Source organism: Acidovorax sp. 59 (assembly GCF_002754175.1).
Taxonomy (GTDB): domain Bacteria; phylum Pseudomonadota; class Gammaproteobacteria; order Burkholderiales; family Burkholderiaceae_C; genus Acidovorax; species Acidovorax delafieldii.
This window is the reverse complement of the sequence record NZ_PEET01000001.1, coordinates 1097106-1115617: the sequence shown is the minus strand read 5'-3', so window position 1 is coordinate 1115617 and position 18512 is coordinate 1097106. Positions and strand designations below refer to the sequence as shown.

The 18512-nt window shown below is 59.6% G+C and carries 21 protein-coding genes and 1 tRNA gene; 2 read left to right on the top strand and 20 right to left on the bottom strand.

The window, feature by feature from the left end; all coding sequences use genetic code 11:
- The 18 genes from nuoL to rpsO all read right to left on the bottom strand — a co-directional run bounded on the left by nuoL (window position 1) and on the right by rpsO (window position 16665).
- On the bottom strand, window positions 1-2022 hold the full coding sequence (gene nuoL, locus CLU87_RS05060; RefSeq protein ID WP_158236070.1) for an NADH-quinone oxidoreductase subunit L: 2022 nt from the start codon (window positions 2020-2022) through the stop codon (window positions 1-3).
- Between the two features lie 31 nt (window positions 2023-2053).
- Complete coding sequence (nuoK, locus tag CLU87_RS05055; protein WP_005793248.1) at window positions 2054-2362, bottom strand: NADH-quinone oxidoreductase subunit NuoK; 309 nt, start codon at window positions 2360-2362, stop codon at window positions 2054-2056.
- Window positions 2359-3027 (bottom strand): NADH-quinone oxidoreductase subunit J, encoded by a 669-nt coding sequence (locus CLU87_RS05050; RefSeq protein WP_099729739.1) that lies wholly within the window; start codon window positions 3025-3027, stop codon window positions 2359-2361. The genes nuoK and CLU87_RS05050 overlap by 4 nt, the downstream gene beginning before the upstream one ends.
- 50 nt (window positions 3028-3077) lie before the next feature.
- Window positions 3078-3590 (bottom strand): NADH-quinone oxidoreductase subunit NuoI, encoded by a 513-nt coding sequence (gene nuoI, locus CLU87_RS05045; RefSeq protein WP_010463942.1) that lies wholly within the window; start codon window positions 3588-3590, stop codon window positions 3078-3080.
- Window positions 3591-3602: 12 nt separating this feature from the next.
- A complete protein-coding gene (nuoH, locus tag CLU87_RS05040; RefSeq protein ID WP_056061569.1) occupies window positions 3603-4685 on the bottom strand; it encodes an NADH-quinone oxidoreductase subunit NuoH in 1083 nt (360 codons plus the stop codon).
- Entirely contained in the window at window positions 4682-6814 is a 2133-nt protein-coding gene (nuoG, locus tag CLU87_RS05035; protein WP_099729738.1) for an NADH-quinone oxidoreductase subunit NuoG, read from the bottom strand. Before nuoG ends, nuoH begins: the two co-directional genes overlap by 4 nt.
- Before the next feature lie 14 nt (window positions 6815-6828).
- A complete protein-coding gene (nuoF, locus tag CLU87_RS05030; RefSeq protein ID WP_056061561.1) occupies window positions 6829-8184 on the bottom strand; it encodes an NADH-quinone oxidoreductase subunit NuoF in 1356 nt (451 codons plus the stop codon).
- Entirely contained in the window at window positions 8184-8672 is a 489-nt protein-coding gene (nuoE, locus tag CLU87_RS05025; RefSeq protein ID WP_056747677.1) for an NADH-quinone oxidoreductase subunit NuoE, read from the bottom strand. The genes nuoF and nuoE overlap by 1 nt, the downstream gene beginning before the upstream one ends.
- Window positions 8669-9922, bottom strand: a complete 1254-nt coding sequence (locus CLU87_RS05020; protein WP_056061550.1) for an NADH-quinone oxidoreductase subunit D — start codon at window positions 9920-9922, stop codon at window positions 8669-8671. The genes nuoE and CLU87_RS05020 overlap by 4 nt, the downstream gene beginning before the upstream one ends.
- A 27-nt stretch (window positions 9923-9949) precedes the next feature.
- Window positions 9950-10558 carry an NADH-quinone oxidoreductase subunit C gene (locus CLU87_RS05015; RefSeq protein ID WP_099732043.1) on the bottom strand — a complete coding sequence of 203 codons (609 nt, stop codon included), beginning with the start codon at window positions 10556-10558 and terminating at the stop codon, window positions 9950-9952.
- A 10-nt stretch (window positions 10559-10568) separates the two neighbouring features.
- Window positions 10569-11048, bottom strand: a complete 480-nt coding sequence (locus CLU87_RS05010; protein WP_007849129.1) for an NADH-quinone oxidoreductase subunit B family protein — start codon at window positions 11046-11048, stop codon at window positions 10569-10571.
- Between the two features lie 24 nt (window positions 11049-11072).
- Complete coding sequence (locus CLU87_RS05005; RefSeq protein ID WP_056061547.1) at window positions 11073-11432, bottom strand: NADH-quinone oxidoreductase subunit A; 360 nt, start codon at window positions 11430-11432, stop codon at window positions 11073-11075.
- A 73-nt stretch (window positions 11433-11505) separates the two neighbouring features.
- A tRNA-Leu gene (locus CLU87_RS05000) sits at window positions 11506-11590 on the bottom strand.
- 115 nt (window positions 11591-11705) lie between these two features.
- Window positions 11706-12071 carry a preprotein translocase subunit SecG gene (gene secG, locus CLU87_RS04995; RefSeq protein WP_056061544.1) on the bottom strand — a complete coding sequence of 122 codons (366 nt, stop codon included), beginning with the start codon at window positions 12069-12071 and terminating at the stop codon, window positions 11706-11708.
- A 42-nt stretch (window positions 12072-12113) separates the two neighbouring features.
- Window positions 12114-12863, bottom strand: coding sequence for a triose-phosphate isomerase (gene tpiA / locus CLU87_RS04990; RefSeq protein ID WP_099729737.1), 750 nt, complete (start codon window positions 12861-12863; stop codon window positions 12114-12116).
- Between the two features lie 2 nt (window positions 12864-12865).
- The gene (locus CLU87_RS04985; RefSeq protein WP_099729736.1) at window positions 12866-13852 is read right to left on the bottom strand and encodes an NAD(P)H-quinone oxidoreductase; all 987 of its coding nucleotides are present in this window, start codon (window positions 13850-13852) and stop codon (window positions 12866-12868) included.
- Window positions 13853-13947: 95 nt separating this feature from the next.
- Window positions 13948-16191 carry a polyribonucleotide nucleotidyltransferase gene (pnp, locus tag CLU87_RS04980; RefSeq protein ID WP_099729735.1) on the bottom strand — a complete coding sequence of 748 codons (2244 nt, stop codon included), beginning with the start codon at window positions 16189-16191 and terminating at the stop codon, window positions 13948-13950.
- Window positions 16192-16398: 207 nt separating this feature from the next.
- Window positions 16399-16665, bottom strand: a complete 267-nt coding sequence (rpsO, locus tag CLU87_RS04975) for a 30S ribosomal protein S15 (protein WP_005793232.1) — start codon at window positions 16663-16665, stop codon at window positions 16399-16401.
- Between the two features lie 383 nt (window positions 16666-17048).
- On the opposite strand from rpsO, the gene CLU87_RS04970 reads away from it, so the two are divergent.
- Window positions 17049-17315, top strand: a complete 267-nt coding sequence (locus CLU87_RS04970) for a hypothetical protein (RefSeq protein WP_233193714.1) — start codon at window positions 17049-17051, stop codon at window positions 17313-17315.
- A gap of 94 nt (window positions 17316-17409) precedes the next feature.
- On the opposite strand, the gene CLU87_RS04965 is transcribed toward CLU87_RS04970, so the two are convergent.
- Together CLU87_RS04965 and CLU87_RS04960 are read right to left on the bottom strand one after the other, a co-directional pair.
- On the bottom strand, window positions 17410-17886 hold the full coding sequence (locus CLU87_RS04965; RefSeq protein WP_056061533.1) for a molybdenum cofactor biosynthesis protein MoaE: 477 nt from the start codon (window positions 17884-17886) through the stop codon (window positions 17410-17412).
- Window positions 17887-17934: 48 nt separating this feature from the next.
- A complete protein-coding gene (locus CLU87_RS04960; protein ID WP_056061531.1) occupies window positions 17935-18165 on the bottom strand; it encodes a hypothetical protein in 231 nt (76 codons plus the stop codon).
- A gap of 87 nt (window positions 18166-18252) precedes the next feature.
- Here CLU87_RS04960 and CLU87_RS04955 point away from each other — a divergent pair, with 87 nt between their 5' ends.
- Complete coding sequence (locus tag CLU87_RS04955; protein ID WP_056061527.1) at window positions 18253-18507, top strand: hypothetical protein; 255 nt, start codon at window positions 18253-18255, stop codon at window positions 18505-18507.
- The last annotated feature ends 5 nt before the right edge of the window (window positions 18508-18512 follow it).

The following is an 18512-nucleotide window of genomic DNA, read 5'->3' as shown; positions in this document are numbered from 1 at the left end:
CTACTTGTTGAGCCAGACGAAATACGTCATGAGCACGAAAACACCCAGGATCATGACCAGCGCATAGTGGTAGATGAAGCCCGACTGCACCCAACGCACAGCACCGGCAACCCACCGCACCAGCTTCCAGGACCCGTTGACCAGGGCACCATCGATCACAGCCTGATCCCCGCCCTTCCAGAGACCCACGCCCAGCGCACGTGCACCACGGGCCAGAATGTTCTCGTTGATCCAGTCGAGGTAGTACTTGTTTTCAAGCAATGTGTAGATGGGCTGTACGCGCGCCTTGATCGCCGTGGGCAACGCAGGATTGACCATGTACATGTAGTACGACAGCGCCACACCTGCCAGTGCGAGCCAGAACGGCGCCGTCTGCAGACCGTGCAATGCCATGGCCCAGGCGCTGTGGAAATGCTCCGCCATGTGTGCCATGGAAGGATGCTTGGCCGCATCCACAAAAATGACGTCCTTGAAGAAGTCTCCAAACAGCATGGGCTGGATGAACAGGAAACCCACCACCACCGAAGGAATGGCCAACAGCACCAGAGGCACCGTCACCACCCAGGGAGACTCGTGCGGTTCGTGGTGATCATCGTGGCCGTGGCCATGGTGATCGTCGTGGTGGGCATCCGGATTCTGGTCGTAACGCTCCTTGCCATGGAAGACCAGGAAGTACATGCGGAAGGAATAGAACGCCGTGATGAACACACCCGCGAGCACTGCGAAATGTGCAAAACCGGCTGCAGGCAGATCGCTGAAGTGCACCGCCTCAATGATGCTGTCCTTGGAATAGAAACCTGAGAACAGCGGCGTGCCGATCAGGGCCATCGAACCCAGCAGCGAGGTGATCCAGGTGATGGGCATGTACTTGCGCACACCGCCCATCCAGCGGATGTCCTGGTTGTGGTGCATGCCCATGATGACCGAGCCTGCGCCCAGGAATAACAAGGCTTTGAAGAACGCATGGGTCATCAGGTGGAACACAGCCACCGAGTACGCCGAGGCGCCAAGCGCTACTGTCATGTAGCCGAGCTGCGAGAGCGTCGAGTACGCCACCACACGCTTGATGTCGTTCTGGATGATGCCCAGGAAACCCATGAACAATGCTGTGATGGCACCGATCACCAGGATGAAGTTGAGCGCAGTGTCCGACAGCTCGAACAGAGGCGACATGCGCGACACCATGAAGATACCGGCGGTCACCATGGTGGCAGCGTGAATCAGCGCGGAGATGGGAGTCGGACCCTCCATCGAATCAGGCAGCCAGACGTGCAGGGGAAACTGCGCTGACTTGCCCATCGCGCCGATGAACAGGCAGATGCAGATCACCGTGACGAGCATCCAGCTGGTGCCGGGGAACGACAGAGAGCCCAGTTCACCCGCCTTGGCGAAGATCTCGCCATAGTTCAAGGTGCCGGTATACGCTGCGATCAGGCCAATGCCCAGAATGAAGCCGAAGTCGCCCACGCGGTTGACCAGAAACGCCTTCATGTTGGCGAAGATGGCAGAAGGCTTGTTGAACCAGAACCCGATGAGCAGGTAGGACACCAGACCCACCGCCTCCCAACCAAAGAACAGCTGCAGCAGGTTGTTGCTCATGACGAGCATGAGCATGGAGAAAGTGAACAGCGAAATGTAGGCAAAGAAGCGGTTGTAGCCCTCGTCTTCTTCCATGTAGCCAATGGTGTAAATGTGAACCATCAGCGACACAAAGGTCACCACCACCATCATCATCGCCGTGAGGCTGTCGATCAGGAAGCCCACTTCCATCTTCAAGCCACCCACCACCATCCAGGTGTACAGGGTTTCATTGAACCGGGCACCATCGAGTGCCACGCTCTTGAGCGTCATCGCCGAGAGGATGAAAGCAACCAGCACCCCGAGGATGGTCAGGGTATGGCTCAGGCGACGACCGATCCAGTTACCACCGAAGGTCGTACCGAAGACGCCGGCCAGTAAGGCGCCTGCCAGCGGTGCCAACGGCACTGCCAGGAGGGTTGAAGCAGAGAGGGTTTGACTCATTCTTGAGAACCTTGGGAATACTCGCGACCCATCAACCCTTGAGGGTGTTGAGGTCTTCCGCGTTGATACTGGATTTGTTGCGGAACAGCAGCACCAGGATGGCCAGGCCAATCGCCGATTCAGCGGCTGCCACGGTCAGGATAAAGAACACGAACACCTGGCCGTGCATGTCTCCCAGGTAGTGGGAGAACGCCACGAAGTTCATGTTCACGGCCAGCAGCATGAGCTCGATCGCCATCAGCAGCACGATCAGGTTCTTGCGGTTCAGGAAGATGCCGATCACAGCGAGCGCAAACAGCATGGCGCCCAGCGACAAAAAGTGGCCCAGAGTCAATGTCATGCTTTTTTCTCCTCGGCAGCAGCTTGCGCAGGCTCTTCAGCATCAGGCTTTTGGGTGGCGACCACCTTGACCACTGCCAGACGATCGGCCGCACGCACTCGGATCTGCATTGAAGGATTGATGGCCTTGCTGTCCTTGCGCTGACGCAGGGTCAGTGCGATGGCAGCCACCATGGCCACCAGCAAAATGACTGCAGCGATCTCAACGGGATACAGATACTGGGTGTACAGCAGCTTGCCCAACGCCTTGGTGTTGGAGTACGGGACCACATGACCAGCGGCATCGACCATGGCAGCGACGGCCTTGGGCTCTTCCATGCCGCGGAATCCGCCCATCAACACGGCAGCCATTTCCAGGGCGATGACCGCCCCAATGAGGGCCGCCAAAGGGAAATGCTTCCAGAACCCCTTGCGTACGGTATCGATATGAATGTCCAGCATCATCACCACGAACAGGAAGAGCACCATGACCGCGCCCAGGTACACCAGCACCAGCGCAATTGCCAGGAACTCTGCCTTGAGCAACAGCCAAACAGCCGCCGCCTGCGAGAACGCAAGGATGAGATACAGCACTGCATGCACAGGGTTGCGCGCAGTGATCACCCGGAAGGCTGCAAACAGCAGCACCACCGAGAAGAGATAGAAGAAACCAGTCTTGGCGTCCATGAATCGGGTCTTTATAGAAAGTCTGGCAAAGAGGCTGAACCCCGTACCGCTCAGCGGTACTTGGCGTCTGCAGCCTTGGCTGCCGCAATTTCACCTTCGTACCGGTCGCCCACAGCCAAGAGCATGTCCTTCGTGAAATACAGGTCACCACGCTTTTCGCCGTGGTATTCAAAGATGTGTGTCTCGACAATCGAATCGACCGGGCAGCTCTCTTCGCAGAACCCGCAGAAGATGCACTTGGTCAGGTCGATGTCATAGCGCGTGGTGCGACGCGAACCATCTGCACGCACATCCGATTCGATGGTGATGGCCATCGCAGGGCATACGGCTTCGCACAGCTTGCAAGCGATGCAACGCTCCTCGCCGTTGTCATAACGGCGCAGTGCATGCAGACCACGGAAGCGTGGCGACAAAGGCGTTTTCTCTTCGGGAAACTGCACGGTCACCTTGCGGCGGAACGCGTAGCGGCCAGTCAGGGCCATCCCCTTGAGCAACTCCACGAGCATGAAGCTCTTGAAGAAATCCTTGAACGAAAAAGGTGCAGCAGCAGCAACAGCAGTCATTTGTGTCCCCGCTTATTTCCAGATATTCCAAGGCGAGAGCAACCACCCGCCAACAAACAACAAGTACACCAGCGTGACCGGAATGAAGATCTTCCAGCCCAGACGCATGATCTGGTCGTACCGGAACCGCGGGAAGGTGGCCCGGATCCAGATGAACATGGATACCACAAGGAAGGTCTTGAGACCCAGCCAGATCCAGCCTGGAATCCAGTTGAACACCGCGCTATCGATGGGAGACAGCCAGCCGCCCAGGAACATGAGAGCCGCCAGGATGGACACGAGCCACATGCTGGCGTACTCGGCCAGGAAGAAGATCGCGAAGCCCATACCGGAGTACTCGACCATGTGGCCGGCCACGATTTCTGCCTCGCCTTCCACCACGTCGAAGGGATGGCGGTTGGTTTCTGCCACGCCAGAGATCAGGTACACAAGGAAGATCGGCAGCAGGGGCAGCCAATTCCAAGACAGGAACGTCAGGCCCTTGTCTGCGGCCATGCCCCGCCCCTGACCCAGCACGATTTCCGTCAGGTTCATACTGCCCGACACCATGATCACGACGAGGAAACAAAAGCCCATCGCGATTTCGTAGCTCACCATCTGTGCCGAGGCCCGCAGTGCACCCAAGAATGCGTACTTGGAGTTGGAAGCCCAGCCTGCAATGATCACGCCATAGACTTCGATGGAAGTGATGGCCATCACCAACAACAGACCAGCATTCACATTCGCCAAGGCCACATCGGGGCCGAAAGGAATGGCCACCCAGGCAGCAAGGGCCGGCATGATGGCCATGACGGGCCCGAGAACAAACAGGCCCTTGCTGGCTGCCGTAGGCTGGATGATTTCCTTGGTCAGCAGCTTCAGTGCGTCAGCAATGGGCTGCAGCAGCCCCATCGGTCCCACGCGGTTGGGACCGTGGCGCACTTGCATGAAGCCCAGCAGCTTGCGCTCCCACAACGTGAGGTAAGCCACGGCACCCATGAGCGGCGCCAAGATGCAGACGATCTTGATCAGGATCCAGAGCACTGGCCAGACGATGCCGGTCCACCACCCAAAGGAGAGCAGGTTCAGGCCCGCGTTGTAGATCGCGTCGATCATGCGGCCACTCCTTCGCGTGCCATGCGTGCGTCGGCAGTGAGCTGCAGCGACGTAGAACGGCGCACCAAGCCGTCCAGTTGGTAGATGGATGCCACGACCGGGTCACCCGCTGCAGCCGTTGCGGCTGGCGACGCCTTCACTGCATTCGACAACTGTGCGGCGGGCACCTGCGTAACGGCACCGGCAGCAGCGTTCGTCGCACGGGCCAGAACATCCTGGGAGGTCTCAAAGTCGAAGCCTGGCACACCCAACAGGTTGGCCAGCACGCGCAGAACCTTCCAAGCGGGACGGGTATCGCCCAGAGGGCGCACCACGGCGTGGAAACCCTGTATGCGTCCCTCGGCGTTGACAAAGCTGCCCGAGGTTTCCGTGAACGGAGCAATTGGCAACAAAACGTCACTGAACTCCATGTTGGCCTTGAAGGGGCTCAACGTGACCACCATTTCTGCACCAGCAAGAGCAGTTGCAGCTTGAGCACCCGTCGCAGAATCATGGACGGGCTCGGTGTTCAGCAGCACCGCCGCCCTCAAACCACCGGAGAGCATTTGAGCCGCATTCAGTCCACCGTTGACAGGGTGAGCGCCCGCAAACTGCGCGCCCACCGTATTGGCGGCCTCTGTCAGGTAGCCCACCGTTGCACCAGTGTTCTCTGCAATCCAGTTGGCCCATGCCAGCAACTGCGTAGCTTGCGCGTGGTGCGCCGCCGCATTGCCCAGCAACACCGCCTTGCGCTCCCCGCCCAGCAGCGAGCGGGCGATGGCCTGGGCAGCCTCGTTGGCCGCGCTGACACCTTGCGGAGCGGGAATGCCCTTTTCATGGGCGATGGCGGAAGCGATGCCTCCGAGCATCTCGACCCACTGGCCGGCACCTTGTGCCACAAATGTCTGCACCGGCATGGCCCAGTCATGAGATACCGAAGCGATGGCACTGATCTGGCAGCCATGGCGGGCCGCCTGACGGATGCGCTGCGCAAACAACGGATGGTCCTTGCGCAGGTTGGAACCCACGACCAGCACGCGCTGGAGCGTGGACAACGAAGCGATGGACGTACCGAGCCAGCGAATACCTTCGGGAGCAGCGAACTCGGCGTTGCGCAGACGATAGTCGATGTTGTCGCTACCAAGACCGCGCACCAGGGCGCTGGCCAGATACAGCTCTTCCAACGTACTGTGCGGACTCACCAGCGCACCAATGCTGGCAGCGCCGTGGTCGTTCTTGATGTTCTTGAGGCCATTGGCCACGTATTCCAACGCAGTCTGCCAGTCCACTTCCTTCCACACCCCGCCCTGCTTGAGCATGGGCTGGGTCAGGCGGTCGTCACCGTTGAGCGCTTCATAGGAGAAACGGTCGCGGTCGGCAATCCAGCATTCGTTAACAGCCTCGTTTTCAAACGGGACAACGCGCATGACCTTGTGGTTCTTGACCTGAACAATCAGGTTGGCACCGGTGGAGTCATGTGGACTCACCGAGCGGCGGCGCGACAGTTCCCAGGTGCGGGCGCTGTAACGGAAAGGCTTGCTGGTCAATGCACCCACGGGGCAGATGTCGATCATGTTGCCCGACAGTTCAGAGTCCACCGTGTCGCCGGTGACCGTGGTGATTTCAGAATGCTCGCCACGATGGATCATGCCGAGTTCCATCACGCCCGCCACTTCCTGGCCGAAGCGCACACAACGGGTGCAGTGGATGCAGCGGCTCATCTCCTCCATGGAGATCAGCGGGCCCACGTCCTTGTGGAACACCACGCGCTTTTCTTCCTCGTACCGCGAGGAGGAGCCACCGTAGCCCACGGCCAGATCCTGCAACTGGCACTCGCCGCCCTGGTCGCAGATGGGGCAGTCCAGAGGGTGGTTGATGAGCAGAAACTCCATGACCGACTGCTGCGCCTTGATGGCTTTGTCGCTCTTGGTACGCACGATCATGCCCTGCGTGACCGGCGTGGCGCAGGCTGGCATGGGCTTGGGAGCCTTCTCCACGTCCACCAGGCACATGCGGCAGTTGGCGGCGATCGAAAGCTTCTTGTGGTAGCAGAAATGCGGAATGTAAGTGCCAGCCTTTTCAGCCGCATGCATCACCATGCAGCCCTCGGCGACTTCCACTTTCTGACCGTCCAGTTCAATTTCAACCATATGTTTTCTCGCGATCAGACGGAAGTCGCGGCTTGTGGAGCCTTGTTCCGGATCAGTGCCTCAAACTCGGGACGGAAGTGTTTGATCATGGCGCGCACAGGCATGGCAGCAGCATCACCCAGCGCACAGATGGTGCGGCCCTGGATGTTGTCCGCCACCGAATTGAGCAGATCCAGGTCACCCTCACGACCCTGGCCATGCTGGATGCGATCGATCACGCGCCACATCCATCCCGTGCCTTCACGGCAAGGCGTGCACTGGCCGCAGGATTCATGCGAATAGAAATACGACAGGCGTAACAGGCTCTCAACCATGCTCCGGGAATCGTCCATGACGATCACGGCACCAGAGCCCAGCATGGAGCCAGCCTTGGCGATGGAGTCGTAGTCCATCGTGCATTCCATGATGACGGATGCAGGCAGGACAGGGGCCGATGAACCACCAGGAATCACCGCCTTGAGTTGACGGCCTTTGCGCACGCCACCGGCCAGTTCCAGCAGCTTGGCAAATGGGGTACCCAACGGCACCTCATAGTTTCCTGGCTTTTCGACGTCACCAGATACCGAGAAAATCTTGGTGCCGCCGTTGTTAGGCTTGCCGCACTCCAGATAAGCCGCACCGCCATTGCGGATGATCCAAGGCACAGCCGCAAAGGTTTCCGTGTTGTTGATGGTGGTGGGCTTGCCATACAAGCCAAAGCTGGCCGGAAACGGTGGCTTGAAACGGGGTTGCCCCTTTTTGCCTTCCAGCGATTCGAGCAATGCAGTTTCTTCACCGCAAATGTAGGCACCAAAACCGTGGGCTGCGTGCAGCTGAAAGCTGAAACTGCTGCCCAGGATGTTGTCGCCAAGATAACCTGCTGCCCGCGCTTCTTCCAGAGCGGCTTCAAACCGTTCGTAGGTCTGGAAGATCTCGCCATGGATGTAGTTGTAGCCCACCGAGATGCCCATCGCATAGGCTGCGATGATCATGCCTTCGATGACGATGTGCGGGTTGAACTGCAGGATGTCACGGTCCTTGCAGGTACCAGGCTCACCCTCATCGGAATTGCACACCAGATACTTCTGGCCGGGGAACGAGCGGGGCATGAAGCTCCACTTGAGACCCGTCGGAAAGCCTGCACCACCCCGGCCACGCAAGCCAGACTCCTTGACAGTGGCAATGACCTGATCCTGCGTCAGGCCCTCTTCACCATCCTTGCCCAGGATACGACGCAGCGCCTGATAGCCACCACGCGCCTCGTAGTCCTTGATACTCCAATTGCTGCCATTCAGGCCCACATAGATTTGGGGGTTGATATGGCGGTCGTGGAAACAGGTCTGAACACCCGTAGCTTGGAACTGGGAGAGTATTTGTGCTGCCGTGGTCATCACTGGCCCTCCGCGGCTCGCAGGCCGTCAACGAGCTGGTCGAGCTTGTCGTTGTCCATGAAGCTGCACATCGTGCGATCGTTCACCAGCATCACAGGCGCATCAGCGCAAGCACCCAGGCATTCGCATTGCTGCAGAGTGAACAGGCCGTCAGATGTGGTCTCACCCATCGAAACACCCAGCTTCTTTTCCAGGTGATGCAGCGCCTTTTGCCCGTCGCGCAACTGGCAGGGCAGATTGGTGCACACGTTGAGCTTGTACTTGCCCACCGGTTGCTGGTTGTACATGTTGTAGAAGGTCGTGACTTCGTGCACGGCGATCTGCGCCATGCCCAGATAGTCGGCGATCACTGCCTCGCTCTCGGCGCTGACATAGCCCTGCTCTTGCTGAACGATGGACAAGCAAGCCATCACCGCAGACTGCTTCTGGTCCGCAGGGTACTTGGCCACTTCGCGCGCAAACCGCGCCTTGGTCGCTTCGGTAATCATCGGTCAATCTCTCCGAACACGATATCCATGGTGCCAATGATGGCGACAGCGTCCGCGATCATGTGGCCACGCGCCATTTCGTCGAGCGTCGCCAGATGCGCAAAACCCGGCGCCCGGATCTTGAGTCGGTAAGGCTTGTTGGCACCATCACTCACCAGATAAATACCGAATTCGCCCTTGGGATGTTCCACCGCCGCATAGGCCTCGCCTTCCGGTACGTGGAAACCTTCCGTAAAGAGCTTGAAATGGTGGATCAGCTCTTCCATGTTCGACTTCATGGATTCACGCGCGGGCGCAGCCACCTTGTGGTTGTCCGTGATCACGGGACCGGGGTTGGCCTTGAGCCAGTCCACGCATTGCTTGATGATGCGATTGGACTCGCGCATTTCCTGCACACGCACCAGGTAGCGGTCGTAGCAGTCACCGGTCTTGCCCACTGGCACATCGAAATCCACACGGTCGTATACGTCGTATGGCTGGGTCTTGCGCAGGTCCCAGGCGATACCGGAGCCACGGAGCATGGGGCCGGTCATACCCAGATTCAGGGCTCGCTCGGGTGGCACCACGCCGATGCCTACCGTGCGCTGCTTCCAGATGCGGTTGTCGGTGAGCAGTGTTTCGTATTCGTCCACACAGCCTGGGAAACGCTGGGTGAAATCATCGATGAAGTCCAGCAGAGACCCTTGACGATTCTGGTTCAACGCCTCCAGCGCCTTGGCATTCTTGATCTTGCTGACCTTGTACTGCGGCATGCTGTCGGGCAGATCGCGGTAGACGCCGCCCGGACGGAAATAGGCCGCATGCATGCGCGCGCCAGAAACCGCCTCGTACATGTCAAACAGGTCTTCCCGCTCGCGGAAGGTGTAGATCAGGATGGTGGAGCTGCCGCAGTCGTTACCGTGCGAGCCCAACCACATGAGGTGGTTCAGCAAGCGCGTGATCTCGGAGAACATCACGCGGATGTACTGCGCGCGCACCGGCACTTCCAGGCCCAGCAGCTTCTCGATGGCAAGGCAGTAGGCGTGCTCGTTGCACATCATCGACACGTAGTCCAGCCGGTCCATGTAGGGCAGTGACTGGATGTAGGTCTTGTGCTCGGCCAGCTTCTCGGTGGCGCGATGGAGCAGACCAATATGCGGGTCAGCGCGTTGCACAACCTCGCCGTCCAGCTCCAGCACCAGGCGCAACACACCGTGCGCCGCAGGGTGCTGCGGACCAAAGTTCAGGGAGTAGTTCTTGATTTCAGCCATGATGGATCACATGAGGCGCGAGGCGACTCAGTGCAGGCCTCCGTACTTGTCTTCGCGGATGATGCGGGGCGTGATTTCCCGCGGCTCGATGGACACGGGTTCATACACTACACGGCGCTGCTCGGCGTCGTAACGCATTTCGACATGTCCAGACAAGGGGAAATCCTTGCGGAAAGGGTGCCCGATAAATCCGTAGTCCGTGAGAATGCGGCGCAGGTCGTTATGACCATCAAACACGATGCCAAACAGATCGAAGGCTTCGCGTTCGTACCAGTTGGCTGCATTCCACAACTCAGCTACCGAAGCAACAACCGGGAAATCATCGTCTTGGCAGAACACCTTCACGCGCACTCGCTGGTTGAGGCTGACCGACAACAGGTGCGACACCACACAGTAGCGTGCACCCTCGTGGGCTGCATCGCCATACGCAGAATAGTCCACACCGCACAAATCGATCAGCTGCTCGAAACGGCAACCTTCCGAGTCGCGCAGCAAGCGCATCGCATCCAGATAGTCCGCAGCAGTGACCACCAGGGTGACCTCATCGAGAGCGACCGAAATCTGGCGCACTTTGGCACCCAGCGCCGCAGAGATATTCTCTTTAAGCTTCTCAGGCCGAATGGCAACAGCTGTCATCATCAACCCTTCAGACACGAGCAATGGTGTTGGTGCGGCGGATCTTCTGCTGCAGCTGGATGATCCCGTAGATCAGAGCTTCTGCCGTCGGAGGGCAACCTGGCACATAAACATCCACCGGCACGATGCGGTCACAACCGCGCACCACCGAATAGCTGTAGTGGTAGTAACCACCACCATTGGCACAGGAACCCATCGACAAGACCCAGCGCGGCTCGGACATCTGGTCGTACACCTTACGCAGTGCGGGGGCCATCTTGTTGCACAGCGTGCCTGCCACGATCATCAGGTCGGACTGACGAGGGCTGGCACGGAACACTTCCGCACCAAAACGACCGATGTCATACCGGGCCGCCGCAGCGTGCATCATCTCCACAGCACAGCAAGCCAGACCAAACGTCATCGGCCACAGAGAACCGGTCTTGGCCCAGTTCACCACGGAGTCGTAACTCGTGGTGATGAAGCCTTCCTTCATCACGCCTTCAATCATTGCATTGTCCTTGTTGAAGTCCGCTCATTCCCAATCCAGGGCACCCTTTTTCCATTCGTAGGCAAAACCCACGACCAGAATGGCCAGGAAAATCACGACCGCCACAAAACCGGCCACACCCACCTCGTGCAGCGTGACCGCCCACGGGAAAAGGAATGCGATTTCCAGGTCGAACAGAATGAAGAGAATGGCCACGAGGTAGTAGCGCACATCGAATTTCATGCGCGCATCCTCGAAGGCTTCAAAGCCACATTCGTAGGGGGAGTTCTTTGCGGCATCCGGGCGGTTGGGGCCCAGTATGTAGCCGAGTACAAGGGGGACAACGCCTACGGCGATGCCGACCAAGATGAACAAAAGGACGGGGAGGTACTGATCGAGGTTCATCTTGAGGATGTGCTCACCGCTGTGGCCTTGCCCGTCAGGACCCAAGCCGGGTCATGCAGGCAGGCCTTTGTTTTGGTGCCGTCGGCGAGACTCGAACTCGCACAGCTTTCGCCACTACCCCCTCAAGATAGCGTGTCTACCAATTTCACCACGACGGCTGATTTTTGCATCTGGATGGCATGAGGAACCTTGCGGCTTTTGGCTTTCCAGACAATCCAGAATTCTACTCCGGAAAAACCCTGCTTCGGCCCTGCGGGCCGAAATTCAGTTCAATTATTTGGTCGGGATCTGCGCGGCGCCCGAAGCGGGAGCGGCAGGCGCTGCAGGCACCTCAGAAGCAGGTGCGCCGGCAGGCACGGCAGCGGCGGGCGTTTCCAGAACGCTGCCCGAACTGGCGGGACGAGCGTTGCCAAAGTAGGCCAACGCGAGCGTAGAAACAAAGAACACCGCAGCCAGCACGGCCGTGGTACGAGACAGGAAGTTGGCGCTGCCGCTGGCGCCAAAGAGGCTGCCCGAACTGCCGCTACCGAAAGCCGCCCCCATGTCGGCTCCCTTGCCATGCTGAATCAAGATCAGGCCGATCATGGCCAGGGCCGCCAACATCTGCACCGCCAAAATCACATTCACGATCACGTTCATTCTCTGTTCACTCCTGATTGAATTGTTTGACTCGCAGCCGCCTCAACGAGCGGCCGCAATGATTTGTAGAAAGTCGGGCGCCTTCAGCGAAGCACCACCGACCAGGCCACCGTCGATATCGGGCTGCGCCAGCAACTGGGCTGCATTGGCCGCATTCATGCTGCCGCCGTACAGCAACCGGATGCGGTCCGCATGCTCGCTCGCAGCTGCCAGCTGGGTGCGCAGCACGGCATGCACGGCTTGCGCCTGCTCCGGCGACGCAGTGCGACCCGTGCCAATGGCCCACACAGGCTCGTAAGCCACCACGATCTCGCTGATGCAATGACCGTTGAGATGAATTACCGCTGCCAGTTGCCGCTTGACCACCGCCTCGGTCAGTCCCGCTTCACGCTCCTGCAGTGTTTCCCCCACACAGACCACCGGCGTCACACCGGCCGCCAGCGCGCGCTGGGCCTTCTCCGCCACAATCGCGTCCGTTTCACCATGGTACTGGCGGCGCTCAGAGTGCCCCACCAGCGCATAGCGCACACCAAAATCCTTCAGCATGGCCACCGATACCTCACCAGTGTAGGCACCCGTCTCGTGCGAAGACACATCCTGTGCTGCCACCGCAATGGCAGTGCCGGCCGTCAACGCCTGCACCTGCGCCAGATAGGGCGCTGGCACTGCGACTGCCACATCACAAGCCACATCTGCAGCACCCGCAATCAAGGCCTTCAACAAAGCTTCGTTGGCAGCGAGGCTGCCATTCATCTTCCAGTTGCCAGCGATGAGTTTTTTCTTGTTGTTCATGATTACCACGTCAAAACAATCTTGCCAACGTGCTGGTTGGACTCCATCAGCGCATGGGCTTGTGCCGCATCCGCAGCAGCAAACGTGCTGTGGATGACCGGACGCACCTTGCCCGCTGCCAGCAAGGGCCAGACACGCTCACGCAGCGCCCGTGCAATCGCCCCCTTGAAAGCCACGGGACGCGGACGCAACGTGGACCCTGTGATGGTGAGCCGCTTGCGCAGCACCAACCCGGCATTGAAACCGCTCTGCAGCCCCCCTTGCACGGCGATGATGACGATCCGGCCGTCCTCGGCCAGGCATTCGACCTCGCGGGCGACATAGTCACCTGCCACCATATCGAGCACCACATCAACACCACGCGCCTCGGTGATTCGTTTCGCCTCGGCCACAAAGTCCTGAGACTTGTAGTTGACGGCGTGGTGCGCGCCCAGCGCCAGGCAAGCTGCACACTTGTCATCGCTCCCAGCGGTGGCAATCACGGTAGCACCGAAGGCACGTGCCAGCTGAATAGCCGTCACGCCAATGCCACTCGTACCGCCTTGCACCAGGAACGTTTCACCGGCTTGCAAACGCGCACGGTCAAAGACATTGCTCCACACCGTGAAGAACGTCTCCGGAAGTGATGCGGCCTCTACGTCACTGAAGCCGTCAGGCACCGGCAGGCATTGCACCACCGGCGCCACACACCACTGGGCATAACCACCACCCGCCACCAAGGCGCAAACACGGTCCCCCACACGAATGCCCGCCTCTGCCATCGCCAAAGCATCGCCCGACTCAACCACCCCCGCGACCTCTAGCCCCGGAAGATCCGAGGTGCCAGGGGGTGGCGCATAGTGGCCCATTCGCTGCAATACGTCAGGGCGGTTGATGCCACTGGCCGCCACGCGGATCAGCAGCTCACCCGCACCCGCTACAGGAGCGGGGCGCTCACCCAGACGCAGCACCTCAGGCCCACCAAACGATGTGATCTCAACAGCATGCATAACGGGGTTTACCGAAGATGGATTCAGATGATTTAGGCCGCTAGCGCATGATTTATATGCACCAGCAGCTACCAAATCAATAGCAGATCAACAATTTAGCTATTCACCTGAACAGACGCGCCATCTGCAGGCAGGGCCTGCTGCTGTTGCTGCTCTGCGGGATGACGGCCGCCATCACGACCGTGATCGCGGCGGGGTTCGCGATCGCCACGTTCTGCAGGCGCTGGACGGTCGCTGCCACCGGCGGGACGATCTGCCAACACCTTCATGGACAGCTTGATACGGCCCTTTTCGTCGGTTTCCATGACCTTGACCTTCACGATCTGGCCTTCGGTCAGGTAGTCAGACACCTTTTCGACGCGCTCGTGAGCGATCTGGCTGATGTGCAGCAGACCATCCTTGCCAGGCAGCAGATTGATCAGCGCGCCAAAGTCGAGGATCTTGGTCACAGGGCCTTCGTAGATCTTGCCGATCTCGACTTCTGCCGTGATCTGCTCGATGCGCTTCTTGGCTTCATCGGCCTTCGCAGCGTCGGTGGCGGCAATGGTGATGGTGCCGTCTTCCTCGATGTTGATCTGGCAGCCAGTTTCTTCGGTCAGCGCACGGATCACAGCGCCGCCCTTGCCGATCACGTCACGGATCTTCTCGGGGTTGATCTTCATGGTGTACAGCTTGGGCGCGAAGTTCGACACTTCGGTCTTGGCTTCACCCATGGCCTCCTGCATCTTGCCCAGGATGTGCATGCGCGCTTCCTTGGCCTGGGCCAGTGCCACTTGCATGATTTCCTTGGTGATGCCCTGGATCTTGATGTCCATCTGCAGGGCCGTGATACCACCCGTGGTACCCGCCACTTTGAAGTCCATGTCACCCAGGTGATCTTCATCGCCCAGGATGTCGGTCAGCACGGCGAAACGGTTGGCGTCCTTGATCAGCCCCATCGCAATACCGGCCACGTGGGCCTTCATGGGCACGCCGGCATCCATCAGCGACAGGCAGCCGCCGCAAACCGAAGCCATGGACGAGGAACCATTGGACTCAGTGATTTCCGACACGACACGCATGGTGTAGGGGAATTCTTCCTTGGTCGGCAGCACAGCGACCAGCGCACGCTTGGCCAGACGGCCGTGGCCGATTTCGCGGCGCTTGGTCGAGCCCATGCGGCCCACTTCGCCGGTGGCGAAGGGAGGCATGTTGTAGTGCATCATGAAGCGGTCTTCGTACTCGCCAGCCAGCGCATCGATGCGCTGTGCATCACGCTCGGTGCCCAGCGTGGTCACAACCAGCGCCTGGGTTTCGCCACGCGTGAACAGGGCCGAGCCGTGAGCACGGGGCAGCACGCTGTTGCGGATCTCGATGGGGCGCACGGTGCGCGTATCGCGGCCGTCGATGCGGGGCTCGCCAGCCAGGATCTGGCTGCGCACGATGCCCGCTTCGATGTCGAACAGCATGCCTTCAACCTTGACGGCGTCGAACTCAACACCATCGGCCTTCAACGCTGCCATCACGGCTGCATAGGCTTCGCGGCATGCCTGCGTGCGGGCTTGCTTGTTGCGGATCTGGTAGGCAGCGCGCAGCTTGTCGTCGGCCAGTGCCACCACCTTGGCGATCAGGGCTTCGTCCTTGGCAGGCGCTTCCCATTGCCACACGGGCTTGCCCGCGTCGCGCACCAGTTCGTGAATGGCGTTGATGGCCACATTGCCTTGCTCGTGACCGAACACCACGGCACCCAGCATGATTTCTTCGGACAGCTGCTGGGCTTCGGATTCGACCATCAGCACTGCGGCTTCGGTACCCGCCACCACCAGATCCATCTGCGAGTTCTTGCGCGCAGTCTGGCCAGGGTTGAGCACGTACTCGCCGTTGATATAACCCACGCGTGCGGCACCAATGGGGCCGTTGAACGGAATGCCAGAGATGGCCAGGGCAGCACTGGTAGCGATCAACGCAGCGATGTCGGCATCCACTTCAGGGTTCAGCGACACCGTGTGGATCACCACGTGCACTTCGTTGAAGAAACCTTCGGGGAACAGCGGACGGATCGGGCGGTCGATCAGGCGGCTGGTCAGGGTTTCGTGCTCGCTGGGCTTGGCTTCGCGCTTGAAGAAGCTGCCAGGGATCTTGCCGGCCGCATACGTCTTCTCGATGTAGTCCACCGTCAGGGGAAAGAAGTCCTGGCCGGGCTTGGCGGACTTGGAGGCGACCACAGTGGCCAGCACCACGGTGTCGTCAATATTCACCAGCACGGCGCCAGAGGCCTGGCGGGCGATTTCGCCGGTTTCCATGATGACGGTCTTGTCACCCCATTGGAAGGTCTTGGTGACTTTGTTGAAAATGCTCATGTTCAGCTCCTGTTTTAATAGCTGGTAGTGCCCTACCAGATTGTCTTGGAGAGCAATTCAGAACACGATGCCATTCCAGGGAAGTTCTGCGCCAGACAGTAACAACAACTTCATTGGAATGACACAGCTTCGCTCTGTTTTGCGGCTCCGAAGTAAAAAACGCCTGAGCTAGCGGACTAACCCAGGCGTTTTGGCATGCAATGAAGATTACTTGCGCAGACCCAACTTGGCGATCAGCGCGGTGTAACGGTCAGCGTCCTTGGCCTTCAGGTAGTCCAGCAGCTTACGACGGCGGCTCACCATGCGCAGCAGGCCACGGCGACCATGGTGGTCCTTGGCGTGCGTCTTGAAGTGGGGAGTCAGTTCGTTGATGCGAGCGGTCAGCAGGGCCACTTGCACTTCTGGGCTACCAGTGTCATTGGCAGCACGGGCGTTCGCCTTGACGACTTCGGCCTTGATGGAGGATGCGATCATGTTTTTCCTTGAATGTGGCCTGCCGCAGGCGGAAGACCATGGTTTTTACTTGCGCCAGCAGCTGGAACGGCCGCAGGCGTGCGTCTTGCACCATGCAAAACCCGTGGATTATAACCCGAGGCCCTCAATTCGCCTCTGACCAGCCCACAGGCACCTTGCCAGCCCGATCTCGCCGGACCAGAACACGGGGGCTTGCTGCCGCCCTTCGCCGCCGGTGTAGCGTAGAGGAGACGCCGCAGCACAGGCCTCATCGGCGTGAGCCCGCCTCGACGCATTGCAGCCCAAGCCCACTTTAAGATCACCCGGCGCCCCGGCATCCCAACATTCACTACCCCGGACCACTCAACATGCCATTCCCCCCGGCCCTCCACCCCTCGACCAACGTGGCACTGCGCAAGGTTATCGCTCCCCTGCTTTTGTGGATGCTGGCCCTTGGCCTCGGGCTGCATACCGGGGCAAGCCACGCCACCACCAAAAATGCGACCCAAAGCGGCCAAAGCGAAGTGAGCAAGAAAAAGAAATCCACCAAGGTGAAACAGGAGCGAAGCTCATCCGAGGAAAGCCGCTCGGAACGCGACCGCCGGCTGTATCGGGAGTGCAAGGGGCGCGCCAATGCGGGCGCCTGCCTCGGATACACCCATAAACCGTGACCCCACACACCACGCTGCCAAGCCTGAAGTCATCCGCATCCCTCAGAGACACCCCGGGGCGTGGCGCCGGCGGTGCGAAAAGGCCGTGGCTTGTTCAGGCGTTGGCCGCCGTGATCCCCCAGCGCGCGAGCGCTGCGTCGTCACTCACCCGTGCATCCACCCAGCGAGCGCCATGTGAGGTTTGCTCCTTTTTCCAGAACGGCGCCTGGGTCTTGAGGTAGTCCATCAAAAACTCGCAGGCCTGAAAACTCTGACCCCGGTGGGCACTGGTCACCGCCACCAGCACGATCTGGTCCAGGGGCTGCAGCAGACCTACGCGGTGAATCACGCGGGCGCCAAAAATATCGAAGCGCCGAAAGGCCTCGTCCACCATGGCTTCGATGGATTTTTCGGTCATGCCAGGGTAGTGCTCCAACTCCATGGAGGACACCTGATCCCCCTCGTTGCGATCACGGACGGTGCCCACGAAGCTGCAGACAGCGCCCACACCCTTGTTCTCACGACGCAAAGTAGCGATTTCGGTGGACAGGTCAAAGTCCTCGGTCTGAATAGAAACGCGGGGCAAGGTCATGACAAAAGGCTCTCAGCAGGGAGTGTGGAGTTCAGACAGAAAGTCGCTTCAGGGCGAACGATGCAGCCGTGGCGCAGCCAGCAGGGCACGTTCTTCCTCCACCACCTTGTTCAACTGCGCCAGTGCGGGCGATGGGGGCAACTGCGCCAGCAATGCCTGCAGCCGCGTGACGTCGCCCACGGTCGGTGCCACCTTGATCTGAGCAATGGCAGCGGGCAGGTTGCCGCCCCGAACCAACGCCAGCACCTTGGCGGGCCATTCACTTTTATTGCGTGCCATAGATTGGTAATAACGTTTGTCTGTACGATTCGCCCGCACTGTACCCGCATGCGATCCGGTACGTGATCTTCCAAGCCCTTTCCACCCATGGCCACACAAACGATTCAGACCGATCTCTACAAGCTCTACCCATCCCCGCGCAATACGGTCCGCGATGTGTTCGAGCACCAGGTCTTCGTGCCCCACCCCTACGCCATCATCGACTTGGATGTGATGGAGCTGGCGGGCAAAACGACGCTGTTTGGTGCCTGCCGCCTGTCGGACATGAAAATGGGCCAGGTGGTGACTTTCGAGCTGGCCTCCGATCAGGCCAAGTTCGAACGGCTGTTCACCCCCGACTAAACCAC